The following is a 24100-nucleotide window of genomic DNA, read 5'->3' on the forward strand; positions in this document are numbered from 1 at the left end:
ATGCCCGAATCACCGTTTCTTGTCATCTATCCCGAGCGGGTGCGTGAAAACTTCCACGCACTCCATGCCGCCATGCCCACGGCAAGGATCCGCTTCGCGGTCAAGGCAAGTCCGGTGCCGGAGATCATCCAGGCGCTCGACGAGGAAGGCGCCGAGTTCGATGTCGCCAGCATCGGCGAGATCGAGCTGTGCCTCGCGCTCGGTGTCGAACCGGACACCCTCTGCTACGGCAATCCGATCAAAAAGGCCGCCGACATCGCCCGCGCCTACACCCTCGGGGTGCGCCGCTTCGCCTTCGACACCGAGGACGATCTGCTGCGCATCGTGGAGCACGCGCCGGGCTCGGAGGTCGAATGCCGTTTCCTCGCTTCGGCTCCCGAGTCGCGCACCCCGTTCGGCACCAAGTTCGGCTGCACGCCCGGTGAGGCGTTCCGGCTGCTGGTCCGGGCCCGTGATCTCGGGCTGAGCGTCGCGGGGCCGTATTTCCATGTCGGGTCGCAGCAGCTCGATCCGGACGCGTGGCGGATCGGCATCGAGCAGGCCAGTCGCATCGTGGAAGCATTGGCCGACAAGGAGATTCACGTCCAGTCGGTGAATATCGGTGGCGGCCTGCCGATCGCGTATGCCGATCCCGCACCCGCACTCGACGAGATCGCGGCGGTGATCACCGCCGCCGCGGCCGAATTCCTGCCCGAAACCGCCGGGGTGGTGGTCGAACCCGGCCGCGCACTGGTCGGTTCCGCGGGCATCATCCACGCCGAGGTAGTCGGCGTGCGCATCGCGCCGGATGGCCGGCGCTGGGTGTATCTCGACATCGGCCGCTACAACGGAATGGCCGAGACCGAGAACGAGTACATCGCCTATCAGTTCGTCACAGACCGGGACGGTGACCCTGTCGATGAGGCGGTGGTGGCCGGTCCGACCTGCGACGGAGACGATGTACTGTATCAACGCACGCGAGTCTTCCTACCGACCACGTTGCGAGCCGGTGATCGCATACAGATCCTCGACACCGGCGCCTATACCGCGAGCTATTCGTCGGTGTCCTTCAATGGTTTTCCGCCCTTGACCGTTCATGTCTCGGGCGCTGAGCGAGAGTGAGTTTGCCCATGACGGCGGATTTCACCGGCTGGCACGTGCTGGCCGAGTTCGGTGGTGTCGACGCGGTGCTCTGCGACGATCTCGAACGACTCGAATCGGCGTTGCGTGAGTCTTTGATCGCCGCGGGCGTCACCATCTGCGATGTCGTACACAAAAAGTTCGATCCGCAGGGGGTGACTGTCCTCGCGCTGTTGTCGGAGTCCCACGCCTCGATTCACACCTATCCGGAGTCCGGCGACATCTTCGTCGACGTCTTCACCTGCGGCAGTATCGGCGCCGGCGCGTCGAAAGCCGTCGAACTCCTGCGAGACAAACTCGCCCCCAACGACGTTCGCATGCAAGTCATCCGACGCGGACACGGCTCCCAACGCATCGAAGAACCCGTCGGAGCCGGACTGACCCGCATCTGGGACCTGCACGAGGTCATCGTCGACACCCACACCCCGTTCCAGCACATGGTCATCGCCCGCACCGACCAAGGCATCAGCCTGTTCTCCGACAACGACCGCCAATCCACCGAATTCTCGCAGCTGACCTACCACGAAGCGATGATGGTCCCCGCCTTCGCCCTGGCCCAGAAACTGGACAAGGTCCTCATCATCGGCTCCGGAGAAGGAGTGGCCAGCCAAATGTCGGTCACCGCGGGCGCGACACAGGTCGACCACGTCGACATCGACCAACGCGAAGTCGAGTTGTGCGCCCAACACCTGCCCTACGGCTACAGCAGCGACGAACTGGCCGCCGCGGTCAACGGCCAGGGACCGATCACCGTGCACTACGCCGACGGCTGGGACTTTTTGGCCCGCGCCGCCGACACCGGCACCCGCTACGACGTCATCGTCATCGATCTACCCGACGAAAGAGTCGAAGACGCACAACACAATCGGCTCTACGAAACACAGTTCCTGTCGCGATGTCGGGAACTACTCGCCCCCGGCGGCGTGCTGAGTGCGCAAGCTGGGTGCGCGACGATGTGGCGCAACGAAACGTTGAAGCGGTCCTGGCACCGCTTCCACGAACAGTTCGCCACCGTCGTGCAATACGGCAGCGACGAACACGAATGGACATTCCTGTTCGGGCTCAACGAACAACTCACCGACCCGGTACAAGCCATGACCGACCGACTGGCCACGCTGCCCTACCATCCAGAAACCATCGACGCCCGAGCACTCGTACGCGGCGCGATCGAACCACACGCCCTGCGCGTGTAGCTCAACCCCGAACGCACCGGCCCCCTTAGGAAATCCCTTGGGAGCCGGTGCGTTCGGCGTATTGGTTGCGTGCGGTCTGTGTCGAAGCAAGCTTCGTGCACCACCACCACCCGGTGAGCCGATCTAGTTCCGGCGAACGTCGAGTCCAAGATCCACGAAGCCGATCGCTGACAAGACGCTCCGAGGCTCAGAGCTGTCTGCGGTACTCCTCGACGTTCACGCCCCCGACTCCCCAGTCGACGAGGTCGACCTCATCGATGACCACGTAGGTGCTCGCCGGGTCCTTGCCGAGCACGTCTTGGAGGAGATCGGTGACGCCTTTGATCAACTGCGCCTTCTCTTCCCGCGTGACGCCCTCGTTGGTGATCTTGATGTTGACGTACGGCATCAGGCGGCCCTTCCGGAGATGAACCCGCCGTCGACGGGGAAGATGTGGCCGGTGGTGAACTCCGCGTCCGCGAGATACAGCACCGCGGCGGTGGTTTCGGACACCTCGCCGATCCGATTCAGCAAAGCCAGTCGGCCGGAAGCTGTTTCGTCACCGTCCCCGAACAGCGGGGTGCGGATGATGCCGGGGGCAACAGCATTGACCCTGATGCCGTCCGCCGCCAGTTCCGCGGCGAGACTGACGGTCAGCGCGTGCACACCACCCTTGCTGACCAGCGCCGCCGACGCGGGCAACCCGGCGAGCGCGTGGTTGACGAGCACCGTGCCGATGTTCACGATGCTGCCGCCGGACGCCTGCCGTCGCAACTGCCGCACCACCGCCTGCGTGGTGAAGTAAGTGCCCTTCAGGTTGCCGTCGAGGTAGCTGTCGAGATCTTCCTCGGTGACATCGACGAACGGTTTGGTACCGAAGATGCCCGCGTTGTTCACCAGGGCATGCACGCCGCCGAACCGCTCGACCGCGGCTCGGACGAGTTCGGAACCCGTTGTGGGAGAACCGATGTCCCCCGCGAAGGTGGCGATCTGTTCCGGTGCGCCGAGCTCCGCCGCCACGTCGGCGAGTTTGCCTGCGTCGCGCCCGTTGAGCACCACGTTGTCTCCGCGCGCCACGAAGGCGCGGGCGATATCGCGCCCGATCCCGCTGGAGGATCCGGTCACGATGACCGTCTTCGTCATGTTCTCCTTCTTTCATTTGATACGACCGGTCGACTTGAAATGGGCATGCGAGACGACCCGATGGGAAAGCCTTAGGTCAGGGCCGGAAGTAGTCGTCCAGCAGACGGTTCAAGCATTTGTGGAGTGGTTCCAGCGTCCGGTCGATCTTCATCCGGATCACCGCCCCTTCCCACGATTCGAGCAGCAGGTCGGCCAAGTCGGTCGCGTCGATGTCGTCGCGAATCATCCCCTGCCGCTGCGCATCCCGCAGTTGGTCGGCGACCCGATCCCGCCAGGCTCCCCACGCACTCGACAACGACTCCCGAAGCAGCTCACTGCCTTCCAGCTCGCCACCGAGGTTCGCGATCAGGCAGCCGCCCGTGAAATCCGCCTCGACGAACTCGTCCATGAGCCGCCCGAAGAACGCCCGCAGCCCACTCACCGGATCCGGCGCCGCGGCGAACGCCACACTCAAATTCCGCTGTACACAAGCCGAATGGTGTTCGATCACCGCTCGCCCGAAACTCTCTTTGCTGTCGAAGTAGTTATAGAACGACCCCTTCGGCACCCCCACCTTGTCCAGGACCTGCTTGATCCCGGTCCCGTGATATCCACTGGCCAAAAACCCAGCAGCCCCCTCCTCCACCAGAAGCTGCCGAGTGTCTCCACTCCGTCGCGGTCGCGCCATACCGCAAATATACGACCGGTCGTCTCAAAACACCAATCGGGCCGACGCGAACAGTGTGGGTATTGCCCACCTGACCCACTCGTGACATGATGGGCACGGAGGTAGTTGCGATGACACTGTCCGGTTTGGATCTGAGCCGCTTCGAGATCGTGGGAGAAAGCGAGGCCGATTCCCGCGGGCGCGTCGCACTGGGGCGCGCGGGCGCACGCCCAGGCCGCCGATACCAGGTACGCATCGACAGCGACGGGGTGGTGGTTTTGGTGCCGGTGGTCTCGATTCCGGAACGCGAAATGATGGTGTGGGAAAACCCGCACTTGGCCGAGCAGATCCGGCAGGGCGTAGAAGACGCCGAGTCCGGTGCCACGGTCGACCTCGGCGACTTCACGCAGTTCGCCGCGGACCCCGAGGACAAGGCCTGACGCGGTGCCGTACGAACTGCGATTCGCCCGCGCCGCAGCCGCCGCGCTGCATACGTTGGCCGAAAGGCCCGAGACCGCAGCAAAACTCAGAAAGGCACGCAAGGCACTCGGACTGCTGCAAACGGACCCGCTGTATCCCGGCCTGAACTCCCATCGCTACCAGAACTTTCCCGGCTTGGAAAAGGAAAAGATCTGGGACTCCTACGTGGCGAACCACACGCCGGGCGCGTGGCGCATCTACTGGATGTACGGCCCGGACACCGAACGCGACGGCGAAGCGATATCGGTGATCACCGTCCTGATGATCGGCCCGCACCTCTAGAACCCGCGCCGCCATTCGGCGCAGTGGGTGACGAAGTGCGCGAGGTGGGCAGTGACGAAGCTGTCCGGGTGCCAATCCTCTTGTGCGGGAGTGGAGGTCCAAACGTAGGACCAGGCCGATTTGTCTTGGGCAGGAAGGGGAATCGCCCGTAGGTCGTACTCGTCGTCCTCGTAGGCGTCGAGAATCTCCCACTCCCCCGCAGTGAGTCCACTGAGCAGGACACCGCGCGCCTGGCTCGTCGCCGCGGGAACAAGGCCCGGGTACACCCTCCCGGGTAGGGCAGCCACCCGCCAGCCCGGCACGACAGTCGGGACGAGCTCCGGGACGCGGCCGAGCAAGACCTCGAGTATCGCCGGAAATTGCAGCGTCCCATAGGCGAACAACGGACAACCGGACGTGACGAGCCGTCCCCACCTAGCACCCTCCACATCATCTCCTCTGGTGGTGGCCGAGCGGGACATGACGGTGCACCCACTCGAAGTTTGGCGCAGTGATGTCCCGTACGGGTGGTCGTGTCGACGCCGGATTGGGCTGGGCCGAGGGTCTTTTGCCTACTGCGGGCGCTGGGTACGGATGATGGCGGCGAGGTATTCGTAGTCTTCAGCGCGAGCGGTGGACGTGCGATATGCGAGGCCGATGGTGCGGCCGGGTGCGGGGGCGGCGAAGTGGGCGATGTCGAGCGTGCCGCGGGCGGTTTCGGACGCGACGGCCATCTCCGGAATGAGGGTGACGCCGAGACCGCCTGCCACACATTGCACTACGGTCGCCAAGGATGCCGCCCGGGTATCGCCGACGGCGGCGGGATGGATCTCGGCCGAGCGGCACAGGTCCAGAGTTTGGTCGCGCAGGCAGTGCCCCTCGTCGAGGAGCAGCAGCGGCAGCGCGTCCAGCACGGACGGTGCGAGGTCGGTGCGCCCGGCCAGCTCGTGCCCGCGCGGCGTCACCAACACGAACTCCTCGGTGTACAGCGGGATCTCGACCAGGCCGGGAATATCGGTCGGCAACGCGAGCAGCGCTACATCGAGCACGCCGGTGCGCAACCCGTCCAGCAGGCGCGCGGTCTGATCTTCGATCACCTGCGGGTGGAGCGCGGGTAACTTCTTGTGCAACTCTGGAAGAAGACCCGGCAGCACATACGGAGCAACCGTCGGAATGATGCCCATGCGCAACGTGCCGCCGAGACCGTCCCCGGTCGCCGACGCCACGAAACGATCCGCCGCCTCGAGCGTCGCCATCGCCTTCGGCAGCAATCGCATCCCGGCGGCGGTGACGAGCACCCGCCGCGTACTCCGCTCGATCAGCTGTAGCCCCAACCCGTGTTCCAGCGCCGCTAGCGCCTGCGATAGCGTGGGCTGGCTCACACTGAGCCGCGCTGCGGCCGTGCCGAAATGGCGGTATTCCGCGACCGCCACGAACGCACGCAGCTGTGACAGGGTCGGCTGATAAGTCTGATCGGTCACGGCTATCAGTGTAGTGCGACTGATCACCTTTACCTTTCAGCGACCCTTCGGCAAGATCGCAAGTGAGCTTTTCTGCTTTTCTGCACAGTGCTAGCAAACCCATCACAGGACGAGGAGATTAGGCATGGCCTTGCTGACCATCGGCGACCAATTCCCGGCATACAACCTCACCGCTGTTATCGGTGGTGATCTGTCCAAGGTCGACGCTCAGCAGCCTGACGACTACTTCACCCAGATCACCAGCGACGATCACGCGGGCAAGTGGCGGATCGTCTTCTTCTGGCCGAAGGACTTCACCTTCGTGTGCCCGACGGAGATCGCCGCGTTCGGCAAGCTCAACGAGGAATTCGAAGACCGCGACGCGCAGGTGCTCGGCGCCTCGGTCGACAACGAGTTCGTCCACTTCCAGTGGCGTGCCCAGCACGAGGATCTGAAGACCCTTCCGTTCCCGATCCTTTCCGACCTCAAGCGCGAATTGGCCGCCGCCACCGGCGTTCTCAACGCCGACGGGGTCGCCGACCGGGCCACCTTCATCGTCGACCCGAACAACGAGATCCAGTTCGTCTCGGTCACCGCGGGTTCGGTCGGCCGCAATGTCGACGAGGTGCTGCGAGTGCTCGACGCGCTGCAGTCCGACGAGCTGTGCGCGTGCAACTGGAAGAAGGGCGATCCGACCATCAACGCCGGCGAACTGCTCGCCGCGAGCGTCTGATCCCATCCCGAAGTACGAAAATCTTTGAACGAGAACAGGACCGGTACATATGAGCATTGAGAACCTGAAGAACTCCCTCCCCGAGTACGCCAAGGACCTCAAGCTCAACTTGTCATCGCTCGCGCGCACCACCGTGCTGAACGAACAGCAGCTGTGGGGCACTTTGCTGGCGTCGGCGGCCGCGACACGGTCGGCGACCACGCTGCGCGAGATCGCCGAGGAAGCCGCGGACGTGCTGTCCGAGCAGGCCTACAACGCCGCGCTCGGCGCCGCCTCGATCATGGGCATGAACAATGTGTTCTACCGGGGCAAGGCGTTCCTCGACGGTCGCTACGACGACCTGCGGGCCGGTCTGCGCATGCAGATCATCGGCACCCCCGGGGTCGACAAGGCCGATTTCGAGCTGTGGTCGTTCGCGGTCTCCTCGATCAACGGTTGCCAGCACTGCCTCGAAGCGCACGAGCACACGCTGCGTGAAGCGGGCGTGTCCCGTGAGGTGATCTTCGAGTCGCTGCGGGCAGCCGCGATCGTCGCCGGAGTCGGACAGGCAGTGGAGTCGACCGAAACGCTTGCCGCCGCCACGGTCTGATCCGTTCGGTACGAGGCCGTCGCCGTTCCCATTGAACGGCGGCGGCCTTTTCGCGTGCCCGCTGACCAGCGACGACGCCTCGGTGAACGCAGAGTGTGGGCCACGCGACAGCTCGGTGTCGGTGGCGGCTAGTAGGCTCGGAAACCATGGGCACACAGGTTGATGTGGTGCGGGTGTTCACCGACGCCGCCGGACGGTTCGGCAACGAACTGGGGATCGCGCGGGCCGCGGACGTGCCCGAAGCCGACCGCCAGGCACTCGCCGCCAAAGCGGGCTACAGCGAGACCGTGGTGGTCGAGGAGCCGGTCGACGGGGTCGCCCGGGTGCGGATCTACACCCCCACCGTCGAGCTGCCGTTCGCCGGACATCCGTCGGTGGGCACCGCGTGGTGGTTCGCCGCGCAGGGCACGCCGATCCGGCAGCTGAACGTCCCCGCGGGACCGGTCGCCGTGGAGCTGACCGACGGCCTCACCTGGATCACGGCCCGCGCGGAATGGGCGCCCGACTTCACTTTTCACCAGCTCGAAGACCTCGACGAACTGGCCGCCCTGCGCCCCGACGACTTCACCGGCGGACCGCACTACTTCTGGGCGTGGATCGACCAGAACCGCGGCTCGCTGCGCTCCCGCATGTTCGCCCCCAACTTCGGCATCGCCGAAGACGAGGCGACCGGTGCCGCGGCCGTCGCCATCACGGCCCTGTTGCGCAAGGGATTGGTCATCACTCAGGGCAAGGGATCACAACTGTTCACCGCCTGGGACTCCGACGGCTGGGTACGCCTCGGCGGTCGCGTGGTCGCCGATCAAACAGTGGAGATCTGAGGGTCCACCGAACTAGCCCCGCCTGGCTGAGCGGCATACCGGAGTCCAACGCGAGTTGGCGCACAACGTCTATGCCATTACGTCCGCGGCGCCGGACGAGGTGCGCACAATGGCGTTGCCGCCGCCTTTCCGGATGGCCGCGCGCTGGCCAACCCGGGGCCTCTGGGATGGCGTGTCGCGCGGAGCCGTTGCGGCGCAAGCACATACCGCACACGGTTACACCCGGAGAACCATTGGCACCGACGAGCTTGCAGCCAAACGTCCGACTGCCGCATATCGCGCCGTGTTGTCGAAGCACCGGCAGCGCCGCTGTTGCCAGGACAAATCGCCACGGGTGCATCACGTTGAGGCACTGGCGTTCTGGGCATACAACGCCTCCGGTAACTCACGCCAAGTCATGACCTCAGGGCAGGGGCACCCCGACGATCGGTGTAGTCGTCGGCGCCGCGGAGCCACTGGTTGGCTCGACACTGACGGCCAGCGTTGCACCCGGATCGAAGCCCATTACGAATGGTCTTGCTGCCGAGGGTGATTCGGTGAGCAGACCCACTGAGCGCGGCGGCGCGGCGGACTCGACCAGCCACACCTGATACACCTGGCCGGGCGGGGGCTCGGACACACCGTCGAAGGCGACGACCGCGAGACGCTGCCGCGGCGAGACCTCCACGACGACGGTACCGCCGCCGGTGACAGGCTCGGTCAGTGTGTGCGTGTCGGGCTGCCGATGCACCTGCTCCGCGCCCGGCACATCGGGTGGCGGGCCACTGATCCGGTCGGCGACGATGCTGCCGCCGATCACCAGGCACGCCGTCGCGGCCACCGGCACCGCCCACCGGGTCCAGCGTGTCGACCTGGACCGATCCTCCCTATCGTGGGGCAGTGCCGCCAGGATGCGGGTTTCCAGTTCCGGTGGTGGTGGCTGCGCGTCGAGCATGGCGATCCGTGCCATCACCTCGCGCAACCGCCACATTGTGTCCGAGAATGCTTGGCGCACAGCTGGCTCGGCGGCCGCGAGCCGTTGCTCGATATGCCGGCGTTCGATATCGGCGACGGCGTCCAATGCGCACGGGTACGCGAGGTCGAGCAGTTCCGCGTCGGACTGCGGGGAGGTCTCAGCCACCGGTGCCGCCGAGGGGTAAGCGTTTCTCGAGTCTCTTCAGCCCGTCACGGAGGCGAAACTTGATGGTGCGCAAGGGGACCGACAGCTGAACGGCGACTTCACGGTAGGTCCGCCCGGTGTAATAGGCGAGGGCGATCGCTTCCCGCTGGGTAGCGGGGAGTGCGTCCAAACAGCCCGCCCCCGCCTGTTCCGCCCACTGTCGCGTCACCGATTCGGCGACGGCATCGTCCTTCCGGACGGCGTACGCGTCGGCCACTTCCGGGACGGTGCCCGAGGCTTTCGCACGCACCCGATCGATCGCATGTCGGTGCGCGAGCATCGTGATCCAGCCGACCGGACTGGATTGCGCCGCGTCGTAGCGGTCAGCCGTCGCCCACACTTCGAGGTACACCTCCTGGGTGACTTCCGCCGCGGCAACGTGACTGCGCAGCATTCGCACGGCGAGCCCGAAGACACTCGGGCTGGTCAGCCGGTAGAACTCGGTGAAGGCGGCGCGATCCCCCGCGCCGATCGCCGCGACCAGCGTGGCGAATCGTCGACTGGCCACTGACACCCGGTCCCGATCGAGCCCGGTGGGCACCGGACACGCGAGTACCGAGCCAGCGTCGCAGCCCGGCACCGGATCACAAACCCGATGCACCGAAGCAAACCCGTACTCGTAGCTCATACCCACACCTCGCGACCGCTCGACCCCGTCCCATGCAACACCCACTGGCACATGATTGGCTTGCCGCGCTCGCTGTTGGCCGAATCTTCTGCCTGCATAGAGAGGGTTCGGTATGGGCTGGCGTGCGGATTGGTCTGCGGCGCCGGTCAATTCGAAACGGCCGCGAACAGCATGTAGGCGGTGCCGAGGTCCATCACCACGTGTGGCACGATCGCCGACCGTTTCTTCGGGCCGGTCAGCGCCGCGACACACCCACCGGAGCGCAATAGAATGCCCAGGTGGCGCGGCGTGTTCGAGGGGTGACGGCCAGTGGCCGAGGTGACCAGCGACGCGTCGGCGACGAACAGCGCGGCAAGGGCCACCGCGGGAACGGTGGCGGGTCCGCCGGTATGCCCGTTCACCGCGTGCCCGGACATCGCGTACAGCATGGCAGCGGCGGTAATCGTGTGATAGCCGAGGGGCACGAGCCGGTCCACCGGCATCGCCCGATCCTGGCTGCGCCACTCCAGAATTCGGCTCACCAGCAAGCCCGCGAAAACCACCGTCATGGCGGTGAGCACACCGCGCACCGCGGCCGGGCTCGCGGCTGCCGGAAACACCAGCATCGCGAGCATGACCAGGCACATGAGCAGGTGGGCGGCATCGGATTCGTGATACCCGGCAGCAGGTCCCGAGTGCGCAGCAGGTCCCGAGTGCACCGAGGCAACCGGACGACGCGTCGAATCACCTTGCGACCACCCATTTTCCGCGGCCGGAACTACCGGATCCCGCACCGGGACGAGCCGAGCAGGCGTGGCCAATCGTCCGAGCACGATCGCGGCAGCGATCAGAAATGCCGCGACCACCGACCACCGCAACGCGGCGTACTCCTGGACGAACTGCGCCACACCCATCACCTCTCGTCGCGGCGATCGTGGTCCTGCTCATTCAATGCTCGCACCCCATGCGGATCAGGGTGCCTTTTTCACCGCAGGGTGGGTCAGCGCGGCACGGATTGCCGGTATCGGTCGACGGCAGAGCGCGCGAATCGGCCCGGCGACACGCCGCGCCACTGCTTGAACGCGTTCGAAAAGCTCGGTGCGCCCGAATATCCCATCCGGTAAGCGACGTCTTCGACGGTGAGCCCGGTGGCGAGCAGTTCCTCGGCGAGGGTGCCGAAGGTTTCGGCGCAGAGCTGGCGATAGGACGTGCCCTCTTCGGCCAACCGACGGCGCATGGTGCGCAGACTCATGTGCAGTCCGGCCGCGACATCCTCTTGGCTGAGCCTGCTGTTCATCCGGTGCATCAGCATTTCCCGCACCGTGCCCGCCACGCCCTGCCGCAGGCCGCGCCGCTGCAACAGATCGTCGCATTGCTCCTCGAACAGCTGGGCGGTGAGCGGACTGGCCTGCGGCATCGGCTCGTCGATGCCGGTGGCGTCGAACACCGCGAGTTGCAATTCGGCGGACTCGCTGCTGGGAATCTCGAAGCTGTCGAACAGCGGCGCCAATCTCGGACGCAGGCCGCCCGCGATCTCCACCCGCAGCACCGGCGGCGGCACGCCGAACACCATGAACCAGTTGGTCAGCAGCGCCGAGACGTCACGTTCGGCGAGGAACGCGCGCAGGTCGCCGGGCAGATCGCGATCGTCGCCGTAGAGCAGGATCTCGTCACCGCGGTAGATGTGCCAGGCGCGGGCGAACGATGTCATCAGGCTGAAGTAGCGCATGGCGACCTCGATGGCCTGCCGCATCGTCGGGCTGCTGAGCACGGCGAGGGCGAGCACGCCGTGCGTGGTCAGATGCGTGCGCGTGCCCGCTTCGACGCCGAGCCCCGGCGGGTCGTCCAGCAGGGTGACGATATTGCGGACGATCTGGAGTTCCTGCGCCGCGGTGATCTCCGCGCCGGGCGTCTTGAGCAAACGAGGGTCGACATCCGTGCCGTGTAGGCACTGGTTCTGGGTGAGACCGTGATCGTCTCCGAGCTCGACGAGGATCGCCGCGTTTGTCACCGATCGCCGCCACTCCCATGAGGCCACCCGTCCATCGTTGCCTGTGCTGGCCGATATGCGCAAGGTTTTTGGCCGGAGATCGTATGTACCGCTCTCCCAATGCGGTTCAGCCGACGAAGCAAACCGTCCGACCGGTTCTACTTGGCCGGTTGACGCAACCTTGTTGGCCGAAGTCGCAATGGACAGCAAACCCTAGCGAGCGATCGCATTCGCCCTGGCCGGATTGCGCAAAGTACTGACCCGATATCGCATGGAGAGCGCTCCAGCGACCATCTAGCGTTGAGTAGACACGAAGGCAGGCGAAACCATATGTCTCGGAAGACACTCGCTGGCAAACGGATCGCGATCACCGGGGGCGCGCACGGCATCGGGCGCGAGACCGCGTTGGCTTTCCTGGCCGAGGGGGCCGAGGTGGTGATCGGCGATGTGGACGCGGGCTCGGTGCGCGCGGTCGCCGAACAACTCGGCAGGATCCACGGCGGCACGGTGGTCGGCGTGCCACTCGACATCACCGACAGTGCCCGGTTCGCGAGCTTCCTCACCTATGCCGAACGCAAGCTCGGCGGGCTGGACGTCGTGGTGAACGCCGCCGACGTCATGCCGTCCGGACCGTTCCTCGCTGAGACCGAGGCCGAATCGGACCGTCAGCTCGATATCAACCTGCGTGCGGTGATCATCGGAACCCGGTTGGCCGCAGAACGATTCGTCAGCCAGGGGCACGGCCAGATCGTGAATATCGGCACGGCGGCCGGGGTGACCGGCGCGCTGGGGGTTGCTGTGTATTGCGCGACCAAGCACGGCGTGGTCGGCCTCGGCGCGGCGCTCGACCAGGAACTTTCCGAGTTGGGCGTCATTGTCAGCACCGTCGCCTCCGGCTCGGTCGCGGATCCGGAGGCGGTCGCCGACTCCGTGGTCGAGAGTGTGCTGCACCAGCGCAGCGGGTTGATCAGCGTGCCCGCGACGCACGGACTACGGGCCGCACTGCGGCCACCGAGCGGGCTGCTACGCCGCATGTTCCCGCGCGACGGACAGGCCCGCTGAAGCCGATCAGAGCTCGCGCAGTACGCGTTTGAGCACCTTGCCGGTCGGATTGCGCGGCAGTTCATCGACGAACAGCACGTCGCGCGGCACCTTGAAACGAGCCAGATGCATCTTGACGTGCTCGCGCACCTCGTCCTCGGTGAGCGAATGTCCTTCGCGCACCACGAGTACCGCGCGCAACCGCTGCCCGTATCGGTCGTCATCGACGCCGAAAGCGCTCACCTCCGCGACGGCGGGGTGCGCGGAGAGCAGTTCCTCCACCTCTCCCGGGAAGACATTCTCGCCGCCGGAGACGATCATGTCGTCGTCCCGGCCGTCGATGAAAAGCCTTCCCGCACTGTCGAAGTGGCCGACGTCGCCGCTGGACATCAGCTTGCCGATGCGGTCCTTGTCCCCACCGCCGGTGTAACCCTCGAACTGGTAGCTGTTGCCGACGAAGATGCGGCCGGTCTGCCCCGGCGGCAGCTCGTCGCCGTTCTCGTCGAGAATCTTCACGGTGGCGCTCGGCACCGGGCGGCCCACGCACCCGGGCTCGACCGCCAGGTCGTCGGGGGTGGCGATGGTCGCGTAGGCCACCTCGGTGGAGCCGTACAGGTTGTAGACCACCGGACCGAAGGCCTCGGTCACCCTGGTACACAGGTCTGCGCCCAGCTGCGAACCGGCGACGAAGATGATCCGCAAGGCGGAGAAGTCATGTCCCGCACGGGCTTCCGGACCCAGATCGACCAATCGCTGCAACATCACCGGCACCGCGATCATGGCGGTGGCGCGATGGCGGTGCAGACTGTCCAGCACCGCCTGCGGGTCGAACCGGCGGCGGATCACCAGCGTCGAGCCGAAGCCGAGCGAGAGAATCGCGTGCGCGAAGCCGAGCGTATGGAACAGCGGCGCCGGGCATTCGGTGATCTCGCGGGCCCGGAACGGCACCTTGTCGAGGATCGCGCCGAGCGGGGCCAGCGAGGTCGGTTCGCTGCGCGGCGCGCCCTTCGGGGTGCCGGTTGTGCCGCTGGTCAGCAAGATGATCTTCGCCGGGGTGGTGGCCCGCCGCGGCGCGGTGCGGATCGCCCCCGCGATCAGGTTGTCCAGGGTGTCGGTGCCGGGCTGCTCGGCCCAGGCACGGTAGCGACCACGCGGCACGCTGAGGTCACCGAGGACCTCGGCATATTCCTCGTCGAAGACGAGTAGGTCCGCACCCTCCCTGGCGACCACCTCACGCAGCTGCGGTCCCGCGAAATCGGTGTTGAGCAGCACGATTCGGGCGCCGCACTTGGCCGCGGCGAACACCGCGTAATGGAAGCCGCGATGATTGCGGGCCAGGATGGCGACGCCCTCGCCGTCGCGCAGGCCGCGAGCGCGCCAGGCATTGGCCAGCGCGCTGGCGCGTTCGTCGAGTTCGCGGAAGGTGACGGTGCCCAGCTCATCGATCAGGGCCGCTCGGTCCCGGTAGCGCAGCGCGGCGACCGAGGTGAGCCCGCCGAGCATGCCGGAGCGCAGGACCGCCGCACCCATCCGCGCGAGGCGGTCGGGCCGTTCCGGCGTCACCAGTCCGGCGCGGACGGCCAGTGCGGCGTAATAGGTTTCGTCGACCGCGCGACGCCCCACGTCCGCGGCCAGCGTCGCGACCTTGGCAAGCTTCATGATTCAGACCCCCTGGCCGGACAGCGACGTCCACCGAGCAATGCGGGCGAGTGCCTTCCCAGTAAAGCTTGTCGATCGAGGTCCGTCGAGTGATCGCGACGCCGGGACGCAGGGCATGATGGACAAATGTCTAGCAACACCGACCAGTCTGCTATCGCGGGCGCCGCCACCACCGGCTCGATGCCCGCCCTGCGCATCGTCGTCGACGACCTCTCCGGACCGGAGATCGCCGCCCTGCTCACCGACCACCTGAGCGACATGGCCGCGCACTCCCCCGCCGAGAGCATGCACGCCCTCGACCTGGCCGGCCTGCGCCGCCCGGAGATCACCTTCTGGAGCGGGTGGGACGGCGACACCCTCGCGGGCTGCGCCGCACTCGAGCAGCTCGACGACGAACACGCCGAGATCAAGTCGATGCGCACGGCCGCGACGCACAAACGTCGCGGCATCGCCTCGATCCTGTTGCGCCACCTACTCGCCGAGGCAACCGCGCGCGGGTATCGGCGGGTGAGTCTGGAAACGGGCGCGGGCGAGTTCTTCGTCCCGGCCCAGAAGCTCTACGCCGCACACGGTTTCGAGTTCTGCGACCCGTTCGGCGACTATCAACTCGACCCGTACAGCGTCTTCATGACCCGCACCCTCTGAGCGAGGTCAGCCGAGGGCGCGGGTGAAGCCTTCGACCAGCTCGTCGACCTGCGCGTCGGTCATCACGAACGACGGCGAGATCTGCATGGCGCCCTGGCCCGCCGCGCGGCCGGAAATGCCATGGGCGCGCAACGTTTTCACCAGCGGAAGACCTTCGGCGGGGTCGACGAGCTGGATGGCGGCGACGGCGCCGAGGCCGCTGCGCACCTCCGCCACGCGCGGGTGCTCGGCCAGCGGCGCGAGCTTGGCGTGCAGGGTGGCTTCCAGCCGCGCCGCCTCGTCCAGGAGGTTTTCCCGCTCGAGAATGTCGAGGTTGGCCAGCGCGGCCGCGGCGGCGCCCGCGTGGCCGCCGTAGGTGTAGCCGTGCCGCCACCAGACGCCGCCGGCGAAGAATGGTTCGGCGATGTGCGGGGCGATGAAGACCGCGCCCATCGGGACGTAGCCGGAGGTGAGGCCCTTGGCGGTGGTCATCAGGTCCGGCTGCAGGTCGAATCGGGAAGACGCGAACCAGGATCCGCCGATGCGGCCGAACCCGGTGACGACCTCGTCGGCGACGAAGAGGATGTCGTTGTCGCGGCAGATCCGGCGTACCTCGGCGAGGTAGCCGTCCGGCGGCAGGTAGATGCCGCCCGCGCCGAGGATGGGTTCGCAGAAGAAGGCGGCGATGCGTTCGGCGCCGATCTCCTCGATCAGGGCGAGCAGGGACTTGGCGTCGTCCCATTCGACGGTGCGCGCGTCGGCCATCAGTTCGCCGTAGCCCTCGCGGTTGGGCGCGATGCCGGCGAGCGCGGTACCCGCGACGTGCATGCCGTGGTAGGCGAGGCGACGCCCGACCACGATCGTCTTGTCCGGCCTGCCCAGCTCGTGCCAATAGCGCCGGGCGAGCTTGGCGGCGGTGTCCACCGAATCCGAGCCGCCGGAGGTGAAGAAGATCTTGCTGCCGGGCACCGGCGCCAGCGCGGACAGCCGGTCGGCCAACTCCTGAGTGGCGGGCTCGGTGAAGTCGCCGAAGTTGGAGTAGTGCGCGATCCGGCGCAACTGCGCGGCGACCGCATCGGCGATCTCACCGCGACCGTGGCCGACATTGGTGAACCACAACCCGGCCGTGGCGTCCAGGTAGCGGTTGTCCGCCGCGTCGTAGATGTAGGCGCCCTCGCCACGGGCGACGACGAACGCGCCGTCCCGCTCGACCGCACCCATGTCGGCAAATCCATGCCATAGCGAGTTCATGTGTCCACCTTTACCGGAGGAAGGTGTCGCCCTCCGAATCGCGCCGACTACCGCTGTTCGCACCCGAACCGACGACCAGCCTGCCAACCAGGGCAAACTCGCTGCGACCGCACCTCGACCCTATGGCCATCACCACGTCACGCTCACGGCGGGTCATGGGGTCCGGCGGCGGGCGCGGCCGCCGACGGTCGCGATGGCGACGGCCAGGAGGGTGAAGACGGCGGTGAGGACGATCAGGCCGATGGCCAGCGAGATATAACCCTGATGCCGCGGGTCGAGAAACGGGTAGGGGTACCAGTCGACGATCGGGCCGCGGATGAGGGTGTACACGCCATAGATCACCGGATAGATCAGCCACCGGGCGACGAGGCGGGGCGAGAGGGTGACCCGGTGGCGGGCCGGGACGAGCACCCAGTCGGCAACCAGCACGATCGGCATCGCCCGATGCAGGACGTCGTTGATCCAGCGATCGGTCAGCATCACGTCGATATTGGCCAGCAGGACCGCGTAGACCACGCCGGTGATGAGCAGGTACAGCGCGGTCGCACCGCGCACCACCTGCCAGCGGCGGTCCTGCGGGTCGAGCAGACCGCCGATCAGCAACACCAGCACGGCGAGCACGTTGGACTGAATGGTGAAGAAGCTGAAGTAGTTTCCGAGGGAGAACGCGGTCTCGTGCAGATTGCGCAGTGGGATCCAGGCCAGCGCGACGATGCCGAGCACCCCGAAGGCGATCCGTAGACCGCGATATAGCCAAGGCGTACCCGAATCGGCGTCCATCGCCCGATCTTCGCATACCAACGCCCTGGTACCCGGTAGATCCGGACCGTCGGCACACTGTCGGCAACCATGCCGGTCCGCCTGACGGAAATATCGGTTGCCGCCCTTCGCTAGGCTTATGAATGCAATGACCAGGACAGCTGACACCGGACCCCGCGAGCTCCGCACCCGCCTGGCGAATCTCTCCCTCCGCGACGAATACCGGCTGAAGCGCCGGCTCGACAAAGCGCGCGGTGGTGACCTCGGCGCGGTCGAGGCCGAGATCGCCGCCGCCGAACTCCGCATCGACGCGCGCCGCGCCGCCGTCCCGGCGATCCGCTACCCCGAGCAGCTGCCGGTCACCCAGCGCCGCGAAGACATCGCCGCGGCCATTGCCGCGCATCAGGTAGTGATCGTGGCCGGCGAGACGGGTTCCGGCAAGACCACGCAGATCCCGAAGATCTGCCTGGAACTCGGCCGCGGCATTCGCGGCACCATCGGCCACACCCAGCCGCGCAGGCTGGCCGCGCGCACCGTCGCCGAACGCATCGCCGAGGAGCTCGGCACCGAACTCGGCGACGTCGTCGGCTACACGGTCCGTTTCACCGACCACGCCTCCGACCGCACCCTGATCAAGCTGATGACCGACGGCATCCTGCTCGCCGAGATCCAACGTGACCGGCTGCTGCGCCGCTACGACACGATCATCATCGACGAGGCGCACGAACGCAGCCTCAACATCGACTTCCTGCTCGGCTACCTCAAACAGCTGCTGCCGCGCAGACCGGACCTGAAGGTGATCATCACCTCGGCCACCATCGATCCGGAACTGTTCGCCAGGCACTTCGCCGACGAGAACGGCGCGCCCGCACCGATTGTCGAGGTGTCCGGGCGGTCCTACCCGGTGGAGCTGCGTTACCGGCCGCTGTCGCTGGAACTGCCCGGCGCCGACGACGAAGACGACGAGGACAGCCGAGTGGTGGACCGCGACCCGGTGGATGCCATCGGCGACGCGGTCACCGAACTGTTCGCCGAGGGCGATGGCGACGTGCTGGTGTTCCTGTCCGGCGAGCGCGAGATCCGGGACACCGCGGACGCGCTGCGCGACCTGAAACTGCCGCGCACCGAGATCCTGCCGCTGTACGCGCGGCTGTCCACGGCCGAACAGCACCGGGTGTTCGCACCGCATCCAGGCCGTCGCGTGGTGTTGGCCACCAATGTCGCGGAGACCTCACTGACCGTGCCCGGCATCCGGTACGTCGTCGACCCGGGGACCGCACGCATTTCTCGCTACTCGATGCGCACCAAGGTGCAGCGGCTGCCGATCGAGCCGGTCTCCCAGGCCTCGGCTCGGCAGCGCGCCGGACGCTGTGGTCGTGTCGCCGATGGCATCTGTATCCGGCTGTACTCCGAGGACGATTTCGACTCCCGGCCCGCGTTCACCGAACCGGAGATCCTGCGCACCAACCTGGCCGCTGTCATCCTGCAGATGACCGCGCTCGGGCTCGGCGATATCGAGAACTTCCCGTTCGTGGAGGCGCCGGACAAGCGAGCCATCCGGGACGGCATCGCGCTGCTGGCGGAACTCGGCGCGCTGGGGCGGCGAACAGGCAAGGACGCCGACACCGATACCGGGCTGACGCTCACGCCGATCGGGCGCGATATGGCGCAGCTTCCGGTCGACCCGCGGATGGCGCGGATGCTGGTGGAGGCGCACCGCGCGGGCTGTCTGGCGGAGGTGCTGATCATCGTTGCGGCACTGTCGATTCAGGATGTGCGTGAGCGACCCGCCGACAATCAGCAGGCCGCCGATACCAAGCACGCGCGCTTCACCGTCGAGGGCTCGGACTTCCTCGCCTATCTGCGCCTATGGGACTATCTGACCGAGCAGCGTAAATCCTTGTCCGCCAATCAGTTCCGGCGAATGTGCCGAGTGGAGTTCCTGCACTATCTGCGGATCAGGGAGTGGCAGGACCTACACGGGCAGTTGCGCACGATCACCAAGGGCCTCGGATGGTCGACCGAGGACGGCGCTGCCGCGCAGGCTGCCGGAACGCGGAGCGCCGAAACCGCGGACGCCGATGGATCGAACAGCGAGTCACGCGGCGGGCGATCACGGGGCCGAACCGCGGCTGCGGGTCTTCCGAACGAGAACAGTTCGCGCCGCGGAGCAGCCGCCGACAGCGGGCCCGCCCGTGGCCAGTCCCGGCGACGGCGCTCGGCTGACCGTACCGCCGACTCCTCGCCCCGAGCGGCGGCGGGATCAACCGTGGAATCCGACGGTGACCCTTGGGATTCCGTCGGCATCCACCAAGCCCTACTGGCAGGCATGCTTTCCCATATCGGGCTGCGGGAAGCCGAATCGCGGGAGTTCCTCGGCGCACGCAACGCGAAGTTCATGATCTTTCCCGGCTCGTCGCTGGCGAAGAAGCCCCCGCGCTGGGTGATGGCGGCGGAGCTGGTCGAGACCTCGCGGCTGTGGGGGCGGATCGCGGCCAAGGTGGAGCCGGAATGGGCCGAGCGGCTCGCCGGCGATCTGGTGAAACGCACCTACTCCGAACCACATTGGTCGGCCAAGCGCGGCGCCGCCAGCGCCTACGAGCGCGTCACCCTGTACGGGATCCCACTGGTGACCGGCAGGCAGGTCGACTACGGCCGGATCGATCCCGTGCTGTCGCGCGAGCTGTTCATCCGGCACGCGCTGGTGCAGGGCGAATGGCAGACTCGCCACGAATTCTTCCACCGCAACCGCGAATTGATCGACGACGTCGCCGATCTGGAGCACCGCGCCCGCCGCCGCGACATCCTGGTCGACGACGAGGTGCTGTTCGAGTTCTACGACAAGCGGTTGCCCGCCGACATCGTCTCGGTGCGCCATTTCGACAGCTGGTGGAAGTCCGCGCGCCGGAAAGACCCAGCGCTGCTCGACTTCTCGACCTCGACCGTCGTCAACGAGAACGCGGCCGCGCTGGATCCGGCCGCCTTCCCCGACGCGTGGCGGCAGGGTGAGCTCAGCTTCCCGCTCACCTACCAATTCGAGCCGGGGAACGAGGAAGACGGTGTCACCGTACGCATCCCGGTCGAGCAGCTGGCCCATGTGCGCGCCGTCGGCTTCGACTGGCTGGTACCCGGCATGCGCGACGAGCTGGCCGCTGCGCTGATCAAGACACTGCCGAAAGCGTTGCGGCGCAGCGTTGTTCCGGCTCCCGACTTCGCGGCGGCGGCATTGGCCGCGCTCACGCCGCGCGCGGAGCCGCTACGCATCGGGTTGGCAAGGGAGCTTTCGCGGCTGGGTTCGATCACGATCGACCCGAGCGACCTCGACCCCGCCGCGCTGCCGGATCACCTGCGCATGACCTTCGCCGCCGTCGATACCGAGGGCCGGGTTCTGGCCCGCAGCAAGAGTCTGGCGGCGCTCAAAACCCAGTTGGCCGAGCAAGTTTCCGCCTCGGTAGCGCGCGCGACAGCGGGTGCGGAACGCGCACCCGCCGCGGTGTGGACGTCGGAATCGCTCGGCACGGTGGAGCCGACGGTGCGTCGCGAGGTCGCCGGGCAGACCGTCACCGGCTATCCCGCCCTGGTTCCCGAGGGCGACGGGGTGGCGGTTCGGGTGCTCAGCTCCCCCGCCGCACAGGCGGCCGCAATGCGGGCGGGCACCCGGACGCTGGTCCTGAACGCGCTACCGACCTCGGTCCGCACCGTCACCGCGGGTCTACCACCTACTGATCGTCTTGCGCTGAGCCAGAATCCGTACGGATCGCTGGCGGCGCTGGTCGAGGATTGCCGCGCCGCGGCCGCCGACGAGCTCATCGCCGCCGCGGGCGGGCCGGTGCACAACCCGGATGACTTCGCGGCACTCGTGGCGAAGATCCGTCCTGATTTCGGCGCCGCCGTAGCGCGACTGGTCCGGTTGGTTGTGCCGATTCTGGCTGAGGCACACCGGGTTTCGGCGGCGCTGGCGGAGACCGCCGAGCGCGATATCGCCGATGACGTTCGTGACCAACTGGACAACCTGGTCTTCCCCGGCTTCATCTCCGAATGGGGCAGTACCCGGCTGCGCGAACTTCCCCGCTACCTGCAGGCCGCCGTCGTCCGGCTGGAGGCCCTGCCCGGTTCCGCGGTACGCGACCGTCAGGGCATGCTCGAGTTGGACCGCGCCCTCGCCGCCTACGACCGGCTGGTCAACTCGCTGCCGGAGAACCGGCGTCACAGCCCCGCCGTGACCGAAATCTGGTGGATGATCGAAGAATTCCGGATCAGCCTGTTCGCCCAGAAGCTCGGGACGCCCTACCCCGTGTCCGCGAAACGCATCGAGAAGGCCATCAGCGCAATCCGCAGATGACCGGTCCCAGCCACGGCTGCGGCGCCGACCGGAGTTTTGTTGCCGCGCACCTATCGTGGCGACGCGCAAAAGGCGCGCGGCGCAGGCCAGTCGACTATTCGGCGGCGACCGCGGCGGCGCGGGCGGTACGCATGTCCTGGATCTCGCGTTCGAAATCCTCCGCGGAGGTGAAAGACCGGTAGACGGAGGCGAATCGGAGGTAGGCGACCTCGTCGAGGTCGCGCAGCGGGCCGAGAATGGCCAGGCCGACCTCGTGGCTCGGCACCTCGGGGGAACCCTTGGCGCGCACGGCGTCTTCCACCTTCTGCGCCAGCAGGTTCAGGGCGTCGTCATCGACTTCGCGGCCTTGGCAGGCGCGGCGCACACCGCGGATGACCTTGTCCCGACTGAACGGCTCGGTGACGCCGCTGCGTTTGACCACGGACAGGATCGCGGTTTCCACCGTGCTGAACCGCCGCCCACAGTGCGGGCACGCGCGGCGGCGGCGGATGGCCGCGCCTTCGTCGGCCTCGCGCGAGTCCACCACCCGGGAGTCGGGGTGTCGGCAGTACGGGCAATGCATCCGAGAGATCCTTCGTCGATGCGCGCGCTCGCGGCCGGCTCGGCAACCGATCGGGGTGACCGTCCCGGCGAGCGCGTGTACAGGGGCCTGGACCCCGGCACCAGGTAAACCTCAGGCGATATGCGGAATACCTGCATAGCACTTCGAGGATACCCGTCCGGGTACTCGGGTTGTCCCACTCACCCGTTACCCGTCGTCATCGGACGCGCCTGCGCCGGTTCAGCCCTATTCCACGAGTTGCCATTGCGCGGTCAGGTCGGCGATGAGCTCGGGCAGGCGCGGGATCAGGCGACCGCGGGCGAGTTTGGGCCAGAACGACTCGCCGAGCACGGCCGGGGCGAGTGCCGGGTTCAGCTCCAGGTCGATGTGGCGCGGGACGAGGTCGCCGGTGATGTAGGTCCAGCGGGTGTCCCGGTCTGCCCAGTTGAAGGCGGGCAGCGGGGTGCGCAGAGCCATGGTGCGGCCGCCGATGGTCGCGCGGACGGTGGCCGGTGCGAAGACGCCGGGGGCGCGGACACCGGGTACGGCGGGTTTGCCCGCGATAGTGCTCACGTAGGTGAGGACGCGGCCGATCGGGGCCCGGCCCGCCGAGGTCTCGTCCCACTGGTCGGCGATCACCCGGTTCTGTTCGCGGTCGGTCATCCGGATCAGCGCGTCGATGTAGCCGTCGCGGGTGCCCGCGGTAATGGACTGCCATGCGGTGTGGATGTCGTCGTCGAGCACGCCCGCCTCGTACATCTCGTCGATGCCCCGCATGCCCAGCGCGACATAGGCTTCGTGCATCGGGACCAGGTCGGTGAAGATGTGCTTCTGCATGATCATCAGCCGGGTCTGGTACCAGGCGAGGTCCGCGGCGCTGAGCCGCGACCCTTCGGCGGCGAGCAGGCGGAGGTCGGCGGGCAGGTCGCGGACCAATTCCGGTGGGGTGCCACGCAACAGGTCGGCGACGGCATTGCCGAGTTGATGGATGCCCGGCACGTCGAGTACGACACCCACGTCGCTCATGTCGAAGAAGCCCGAAGCGAACGAGCCGCCCGCGATGCCCGCCAGACCGGCCCAGTAGAACTCCGGGTGCTGGGTGGTGAGCCGCAGGTAGTTGACGTACACCTGGTTGAAGGTGCGTTCGTTGGCGCGGACCCCTTGCGCCGGATCCCAGGCCGCGAGGTCGATGGCGGCGTTGCGAGTCGCGACGACCAGCCAGTACTGGTGCAGCAGCGTCGCGTACCGGCGTGGCGATACGCCGTCGGCACGGGCTTGCTCGACCGCCGCGGCCAGCACCGATTCGTCCAGTGGGAGGGCCGGATTCAGGCCGCCGCCGCCCGCGCCGTCCCCGTTGACAGCGGGCAGGTCCAGGTATGCGGCGTAGGCCGGTGCCGCCTGGGCGGCCGGGATCGCACTCAGCCCGAAGACGAGACACAGTGAGAGCCCGGCGATCCGGGTGAGCAGCCGGACGGCGCGTCCGGTAGTGGCGAGGTGCGTCATTGCTGGTGTCCCGAACTCGTTCGATGGCAAAGGCCGCGTTTGGCAAAGGGCTTTGCCAGATCACGTTTTCAGCACACTAGCAACATGTTCCAGCGGACGATCAACAAATTCGGCCACTCCAGGGCCAGGCGGTAGTCAGCACAGCGCCAGGCCGTTCCTCATCGATTCAGCGGCGGGACGTGCCGGTACGGACGACACAC

At 67.0% G+C, this 24100-nt stretch carries 24 protein-coding genes; 10 read left to right on the forward strand and 14 right to left on the reverse strand.

Going from position 1 to position 24100, the window contains the following annotated elements; genetic code table 11:
• Window positions 1–1101, forward strand: coding sequence for a type III PLP-dependent enzyme (locus tag ACFK0J_RS27285; RefSeq protein ID WP_378732040.1), 1101 nt, complete (start codon window positions 1–3; stop codon window positions 1099–1101).
• Window positions 1102–1109: 8 nt separating this feature from the next.
• Complete coding sequence (speD, locus tag ACFK0J_RS27290; RefSeq protein ID WP_378732042.1) at window positions 1110–2312, forward strand: adenosylmethionine decarboxylase; 1203 nt, start codon at window positions 1110–1112, stop codon at window positions 2310–2312.
• Between the two features lie 187 nt (window positions 2313–2499).
• Here the strand turns inward: speD and ACFK0J_RS27295 are convergent, their stop codons facing one another.
• The 3 genes from ACFK0J_RS27295 to ACFK0J_RS27305 form a co-directional block, all read right to left on the reverse strand.
• Entirely contained in the window at window positions 2500–2700 is a 201-nt protein-coding gene (locus ACFK0J_RS27295) for a 4-oxalocrotonate tautomerase family protein (RefSeq protein ID WP_378732044.1), read from the reverse strand.
• Complete coding sequence (locus ACFK0J_RS27300) at window positions 2700–3434, reverse strand: SDR family NAD(P)-dependent oxidoreductase (protein ID WP_378732047.1); 735 nt, start codon at window positions 3432–3434, stop codon at window positions 2700–2702. Before ACFK0J_RS27300 ends, ACFK0J_RS27295 begins: the two co-directional genes overlap by 1 nt.
• A gap of 76 nt (window positions 3435–3510) precedes the next feature.
• Window positions 3511–4101, reverse strand: a complete 591-nt coding sequence (locus ACFK0J_RS27305; RefSeq protein ID WP_378732050.1) for a TetR family transcriptional regulator C-terminal domain-containing protein — start codon at window positions 4099–4101, stop codon at window positions 3511–3513.
• A 110-nt stretch (window positions 4102–4211) separates the two neighbouring features.
• On the opposite strand from ACFK0J_RS27305, the gene ACFK0J_RS27310 reads away from it, so the two are divergent.
• A complete protein-coding gene (locus ACFK0J_RS27310) occupies window positions 4212–4520 on the forward strand; it encodes a hypothetical protein (RefSeq protein ID WP_378732052.1) in 309 nt (102 codons plus the stop codon).
• Between the two features lie 4 nt (window positions 4521–4524).
• Window positions 4525–4842 carry a hypothetical protein gene (locus tag ACFK0J_RS27315; protein WP_378732055.1) on the forward strand — a complete coding sequence of 106 codons (318 nt, stop codon included), beginning with the start codon at window positions 4525–4527 and terminating at the stop codon, window positions 4840–4842.
• On the opposite strand, the gene ACFK0J_RS27320 is transcribed toward ACFK0J_RS27315, so the two are convergent.
• Window positions 4839–5270, reverse strand: a complete 432-nt coding sequence (locus ACFK0J_RS27320) for a gamma-glutamylcyclotransferase family protein (RefSeq protein WP_378732057.1) — start codon at window positions 5268–5270, stop codon at window positions 4839–4841. The genes ACFK0J_RS27315 and ACFK0J_RS27320 overlap by 4 nt on opposite strands.
• A 123-nt stretch (window positions 5271–5393) precedes the next feature.
• On the reverse strand, window positions 5394–6302 hold the full coding sequence (locus tag ACFK0J_RS27325) for a hydrogen peroxide-inducible genes activator (RefSeq protein ID WP_378732059.1): 909 nt from the start codon (window positions 6300–6302) through the stop codon (window positions 5394–5396).
• A 124-nt stretch (window positions 6303–6426) separates the two neighbouring features.
• Here ACFK0J_RS27325 and ACFK0J_RS27330 point away from each other — a divergent pair, with 124 nt between their 5' ends.
• The 3 genes from ACFK0J_RS27330 (at window position 6427) to ACFK0J_RS27340 (ending at window position 8424) form a co-directional block, all read left to right on the forward strand.
• Window positions 6427–7014 carry a peroxiredoxin gene (locus ACFK0J_RS27330; protein WP_218470359.1) on the forward strand — a complete coding sequence of 196 codons (588 nt, stop codon included), beginning with the start codon at window positions 6427–6429 and terminating at the stop codon, window positions 7012–7014.
• Window positions 7015–7063: 49 nt separating this feature from the next.
• Entirely contained in the window at window positions 7064–7603 is a 540-nt protein-coding gene (locus ACFK0J_RS27335) for a carboxymuconolactone decarboxylase family protein (RefSeq protein ID WP_378732062.1), read from the forward strand.
• 146 nt (window positions 7604–7749) lie between these two features.
• On the forward strand, window positions 7750–8424 hold the full coding sequence (locus ACFK0J_RS27340) for a PhzF family phenazine biosynthesis protein (protein ID WP_378732064.1): 675 nt from the start codon (window positions 7750–7752) through the stop codon (window positions 8422–8424).
• A gap of 403 nt (window positions 8425–8827) precedes the next feature.
• Here ACFK0J_RS27340 and ACFK0J_RS27345 read toward each other — a convergent pair whose 3' ends face one another.
• The 4 genes from ACFK0J_RS27345 to ACFK0J_RS27360 all read right to left on the reverse strand — a co-directional run bounded on the left by ACFK0J_RS27345 (window position 8828) and on the right by ACFK0J_RS27360 (window position 12228).
• On the reverse strand, window positions 8828–9544 hold the full coding sequence (locus ACFK0J_RS27345) for an anti-sigma factor domain-containing protein (RefSeq protein WP_378732067.1): 717 nt from the start codon (window positions 9542–9544) through the stop codon (window positions 8828–8830).
• Window positions 9537–10211, reverse strand: coding sequence for a sigma-70 family RNA polymerase sigma factor (locus ACFK0J_RS27350; protein ID WP_378732070.1), 675 nt, complete (start codon window positions 10209–10211; stop codon window positions 9537–9539). Before ACFK0J_RS27350 ends, ACFK0J_RS27345 begins: the two co-directional genes overlap by 8 nt.
• Window positions 10212–10357: 146 nt before the next feature.
• Window positions 10358–11098, reverse strand: coding sequence for a DUF5134 domain-containing protein (locus ACFK0J_RS27355; protein ID WP_378732072.1), 741 nt, complete (start codon window positions 11096–11098; stop codon window positions 10358–10360).
• A gap of 92 nt (window positions 11099–11190) precedes the next feature.
• A complete protein-coding gene (locus tag ACFK0J_RS27360) occupies window positions 11191–12228 on the reverse strand; it encodes an AraC family transcriptional regulator (protein ID WP_246634047.1) in 1038 nt (345 codons plus the stop codon).
• Window positions 12229–12510: 282 nt separating this feature from the next.
• Between ACFK0J_RS27360 and ACFK0J_RS27365 the strand changes: the two genes are divergently transcribed.
• Complete coding sequence (locus ACFK0J_RS27365; RefSeq protein ID WP_378732075.1) at window positions 12511–13242, forward strand: SDR family NAD(P)-dependent oxidoreductase; 732 nt, start codon at window positions 12511–12513, stop codon at window positions 13240–13242.
• 6 nt (window positions 13243–13248) lie between these two features.
• On the opposite strand, the gene ACFK0J_RS27370 is transcribed toward ACFK0J_RS27365, so the two are convergent.
• Complete coding sequence (locus ACFK0J_RS27370) at window positions 13249–14880, reverse strand: acyl-CoA synthetase (protein WP_378732077.1); 1632 nt, start codon at window positions 14878–14880, stop codon at window positions 13249–13251.
• A gap of 126 nt (window positions 14881–15006) precedes the next feature.
• Here ACFK0J_RS27370 and ACFK0J_RS27375 point away from each other — a divergent pair, with 126 nt between their 5' ends.
• Entirely contained in the window at window positions 15007–15525 is a 519-nt protein-coding gene (locus ACFK0J_RS27375) for a GNAT family N-acetyltransferase (protein ID WP_378732079.1), read from the forward strand.
• A 6-nt stretch (window positions 15526–15531) separates the two neighbouring features.
• On the opposite strand, the gene ACFK0J_RS27380 is transcribed toward ACFK0J_RS27375, so the two are convergent.
• Both ACFK0J_RS27380 and ACFK0J_RS27385 read right to left on the reverse strand, forming a co-directional pair.
• Window positions 15532–16755 (reverse strand): aspartate aminotransferase family protein, encoded by a 1224-nt coding sequence (locus tag ACFK0J_RS27380; protein ID WP_378732081.1) that lies wholly within the window; start codon window positions 16753–16755, stop codon window positions 15532–15534.
• A gap of 153 nt (window positions 16756–16908) precedes the next feature.
• Entirely contained in the window at window positions 16909–17535 is a 627-nt protein-coding gene (locus tag ACFK0J_RS27385) for a Pr6Pr family membrane protein (RefSeq protein WP_378732084.1), read from the reverse strand.
• 127 nt (window positions 17536–17662) lie between these two features.
• Between ACFK0J_RS27385 and hrpA the strand changes: the two genes are divergently transcribed.
• Entirely contained in the window at window positions 17663–21856 is a 4194-nt protein-coding gene (hrpA, locus tag ACFK0J_RS27390; RefSeq protein WP_378732086.1) for an ATP-dependent RNA helicase HrpA, read from the forward strand.
• Between the two features lie 94 nt (window positions 21857–21950).
• Here the strand turns inward: hrpA and nrdR are convergent, their stop codons facing one another.
• Window positions 21951–22418 carry a transcriptional regulator NrdR gene (gene nrdR, locus ACFK0J_RS27395; protein WP_218470370.1) on the reverse strand — a complete coding sequence of 156 codons (468 nt, stop codon included), beginning with the start codon at window positions 22416–22418 and terminating at the stop codon, window positions 21951–21953.
• Window positions 22419–22643: 225 nt separating this feature from the next.
• Window positions 22644–23900, reverse strand: coding sequence for a hypothetical protein (locus ACFK0J_RS27400; protein ID WP_378732088.1), 1257 nt, complete (start codon window positions 23898–23900; stop codon window positions 22644–22646).
• Between the last annotated feature and the right edge of the window lie 200 nt (window positions 23901–24100).

It is taken from the genome of Nocardia brasiliensis, from assembly GCF_042691675.1.
Lineage (GTDB): Bacteria > Actinomycetota > Actinomycetes > Mycobacteriales > Mycobacteriaceae > Nocardia > Nocardia brasiliensis_D.

Bases quoted from the DNA above. Each gene is read 5' to 3' on its own strand.
- ACFK0J_RS27370 (WP_378732077.1), bottom strand. From the start codon at position 14,880: ATGAAGCTTGCCAAGGTCGCGACGCTGGCCGCGGACGTGGGGCGTCGC.
- ACFK0J_RS27330 (WP_218470359.1), top strand. From the start codon at position 6,427: ATGGCCTTGCTGACCATCGGCGACCAATTCCCGGCATACAACCTCACC.
- ACFK0J_RS27385 (WP_378732084.1), bottom strand. From the start codon at position 17,535: ATGGACGCCGATTCGGGTACGCCTTGGCTATATCGCGGTCTACGGATC.
- ACFK0J_RS27300 (WP_378732047.1), bottom strand. From the start codon at position 3,434: ATGACGAAGACGGTCATCGTGACCGGATCCTCCAGCGGGATCGGGCGC.
- ACFK0J_RS27295 (WP_378732044.1), bottom strand. From the start codon at position 2,700: ATGCCGTACGTCAACATCAAGATCACCAACGAGGGCGTCACGCGGGAA.
- ACFK0J_RS27335 (WP_378732062.1), top strand. From the start codon at position 7,064: ATGAGCATTGAGAACCTGAAGAACTCCCTCCCCGAGTACGCCAAGGAC.
- ACFK0J_RS27375 (WP_378732079.1), top strand. From the start codon at position 15,007: ATGTCTAGCAACACCGACCAGTCTGCTATCGCGGGCGCCGCCACCACC.
- ACFK0J_RS27305 (WP_378732050.1), bottom strand. From the start codon at position 4,101: ATGGCGCGACCGCGACGGAGTGGAGACACTCGGCAGCTTCTGGTGGAG.
- ACFK0J_RS27400 (WP_378732088.1), bottom strand. From the start codon at position 23,900: ATGACGCACCTCGCCACTACCGGACGCGCCGTCCGGCTGCTCACCCGG.
- ACFK0J_RS27310 (WP_378732052.1), top strand. From the start codon at position 4,212: ATGACACTGTCCGGTTTGGATCTGAGCCGCTTCGAGATCGTGGGAGAA.
- speD (WP_378732042.1), top strand. From the start codon at position 1,110: ATGACGGCGGATTTCACCGGCTGGCACGTGCTGGCCGAGTTCGGTGGT.
- nrdR (WP_218470370.1), bottom strand. From the start codon at position 22,418: ATGCATTGCCCGTACTGCCGACACCCCGACTCCCGGGTGGTGGACTCG.
- ACFK0J_RS27340 (WP_378732064.1), top strand. From the start codon at position 7,750: ATGGGCACACAGGTTGATGTGGTGCGGGTGTTCACCGACGCCGCCGGA.
- ACFK0J_RS27380 (WP_378732081.1), bottom strand. From the start codon at position 16,755: ATGAACTCGCTATGGCATGGATTTGCCGACATGGGTGCGGTCGAGCGG.
- hrpA (WP_378732086.1), top strand. From the start codon at position 17,663: ATGACCAGGACAGCTGACACCGGACCCCGCGAGCTCCGCACCCGCCTG.
- ACFK0J_RS27350 (WP_378732070.1), bottom strand. From the start codon at position 10,211: ATGAGCTACGAGTACGGGTTTGCTTCGGTGCATCGGGTTTGTGATCCG.
- ACFK0J_RS27365 (WP_378732075.1), top strand. From the start codon at position 12,511: ATGTCTCGGAAGACACTCGCTGGCAAACGGATCGCGATCACCGGGGGC.
- ACFK0J_RS27285 (WP_378732040.1), top strand. From the start codon at position 1: ATGCCCGAATCACCGTTTCTTGTCATCTATCCCGAGCGGGTGCGTGAA.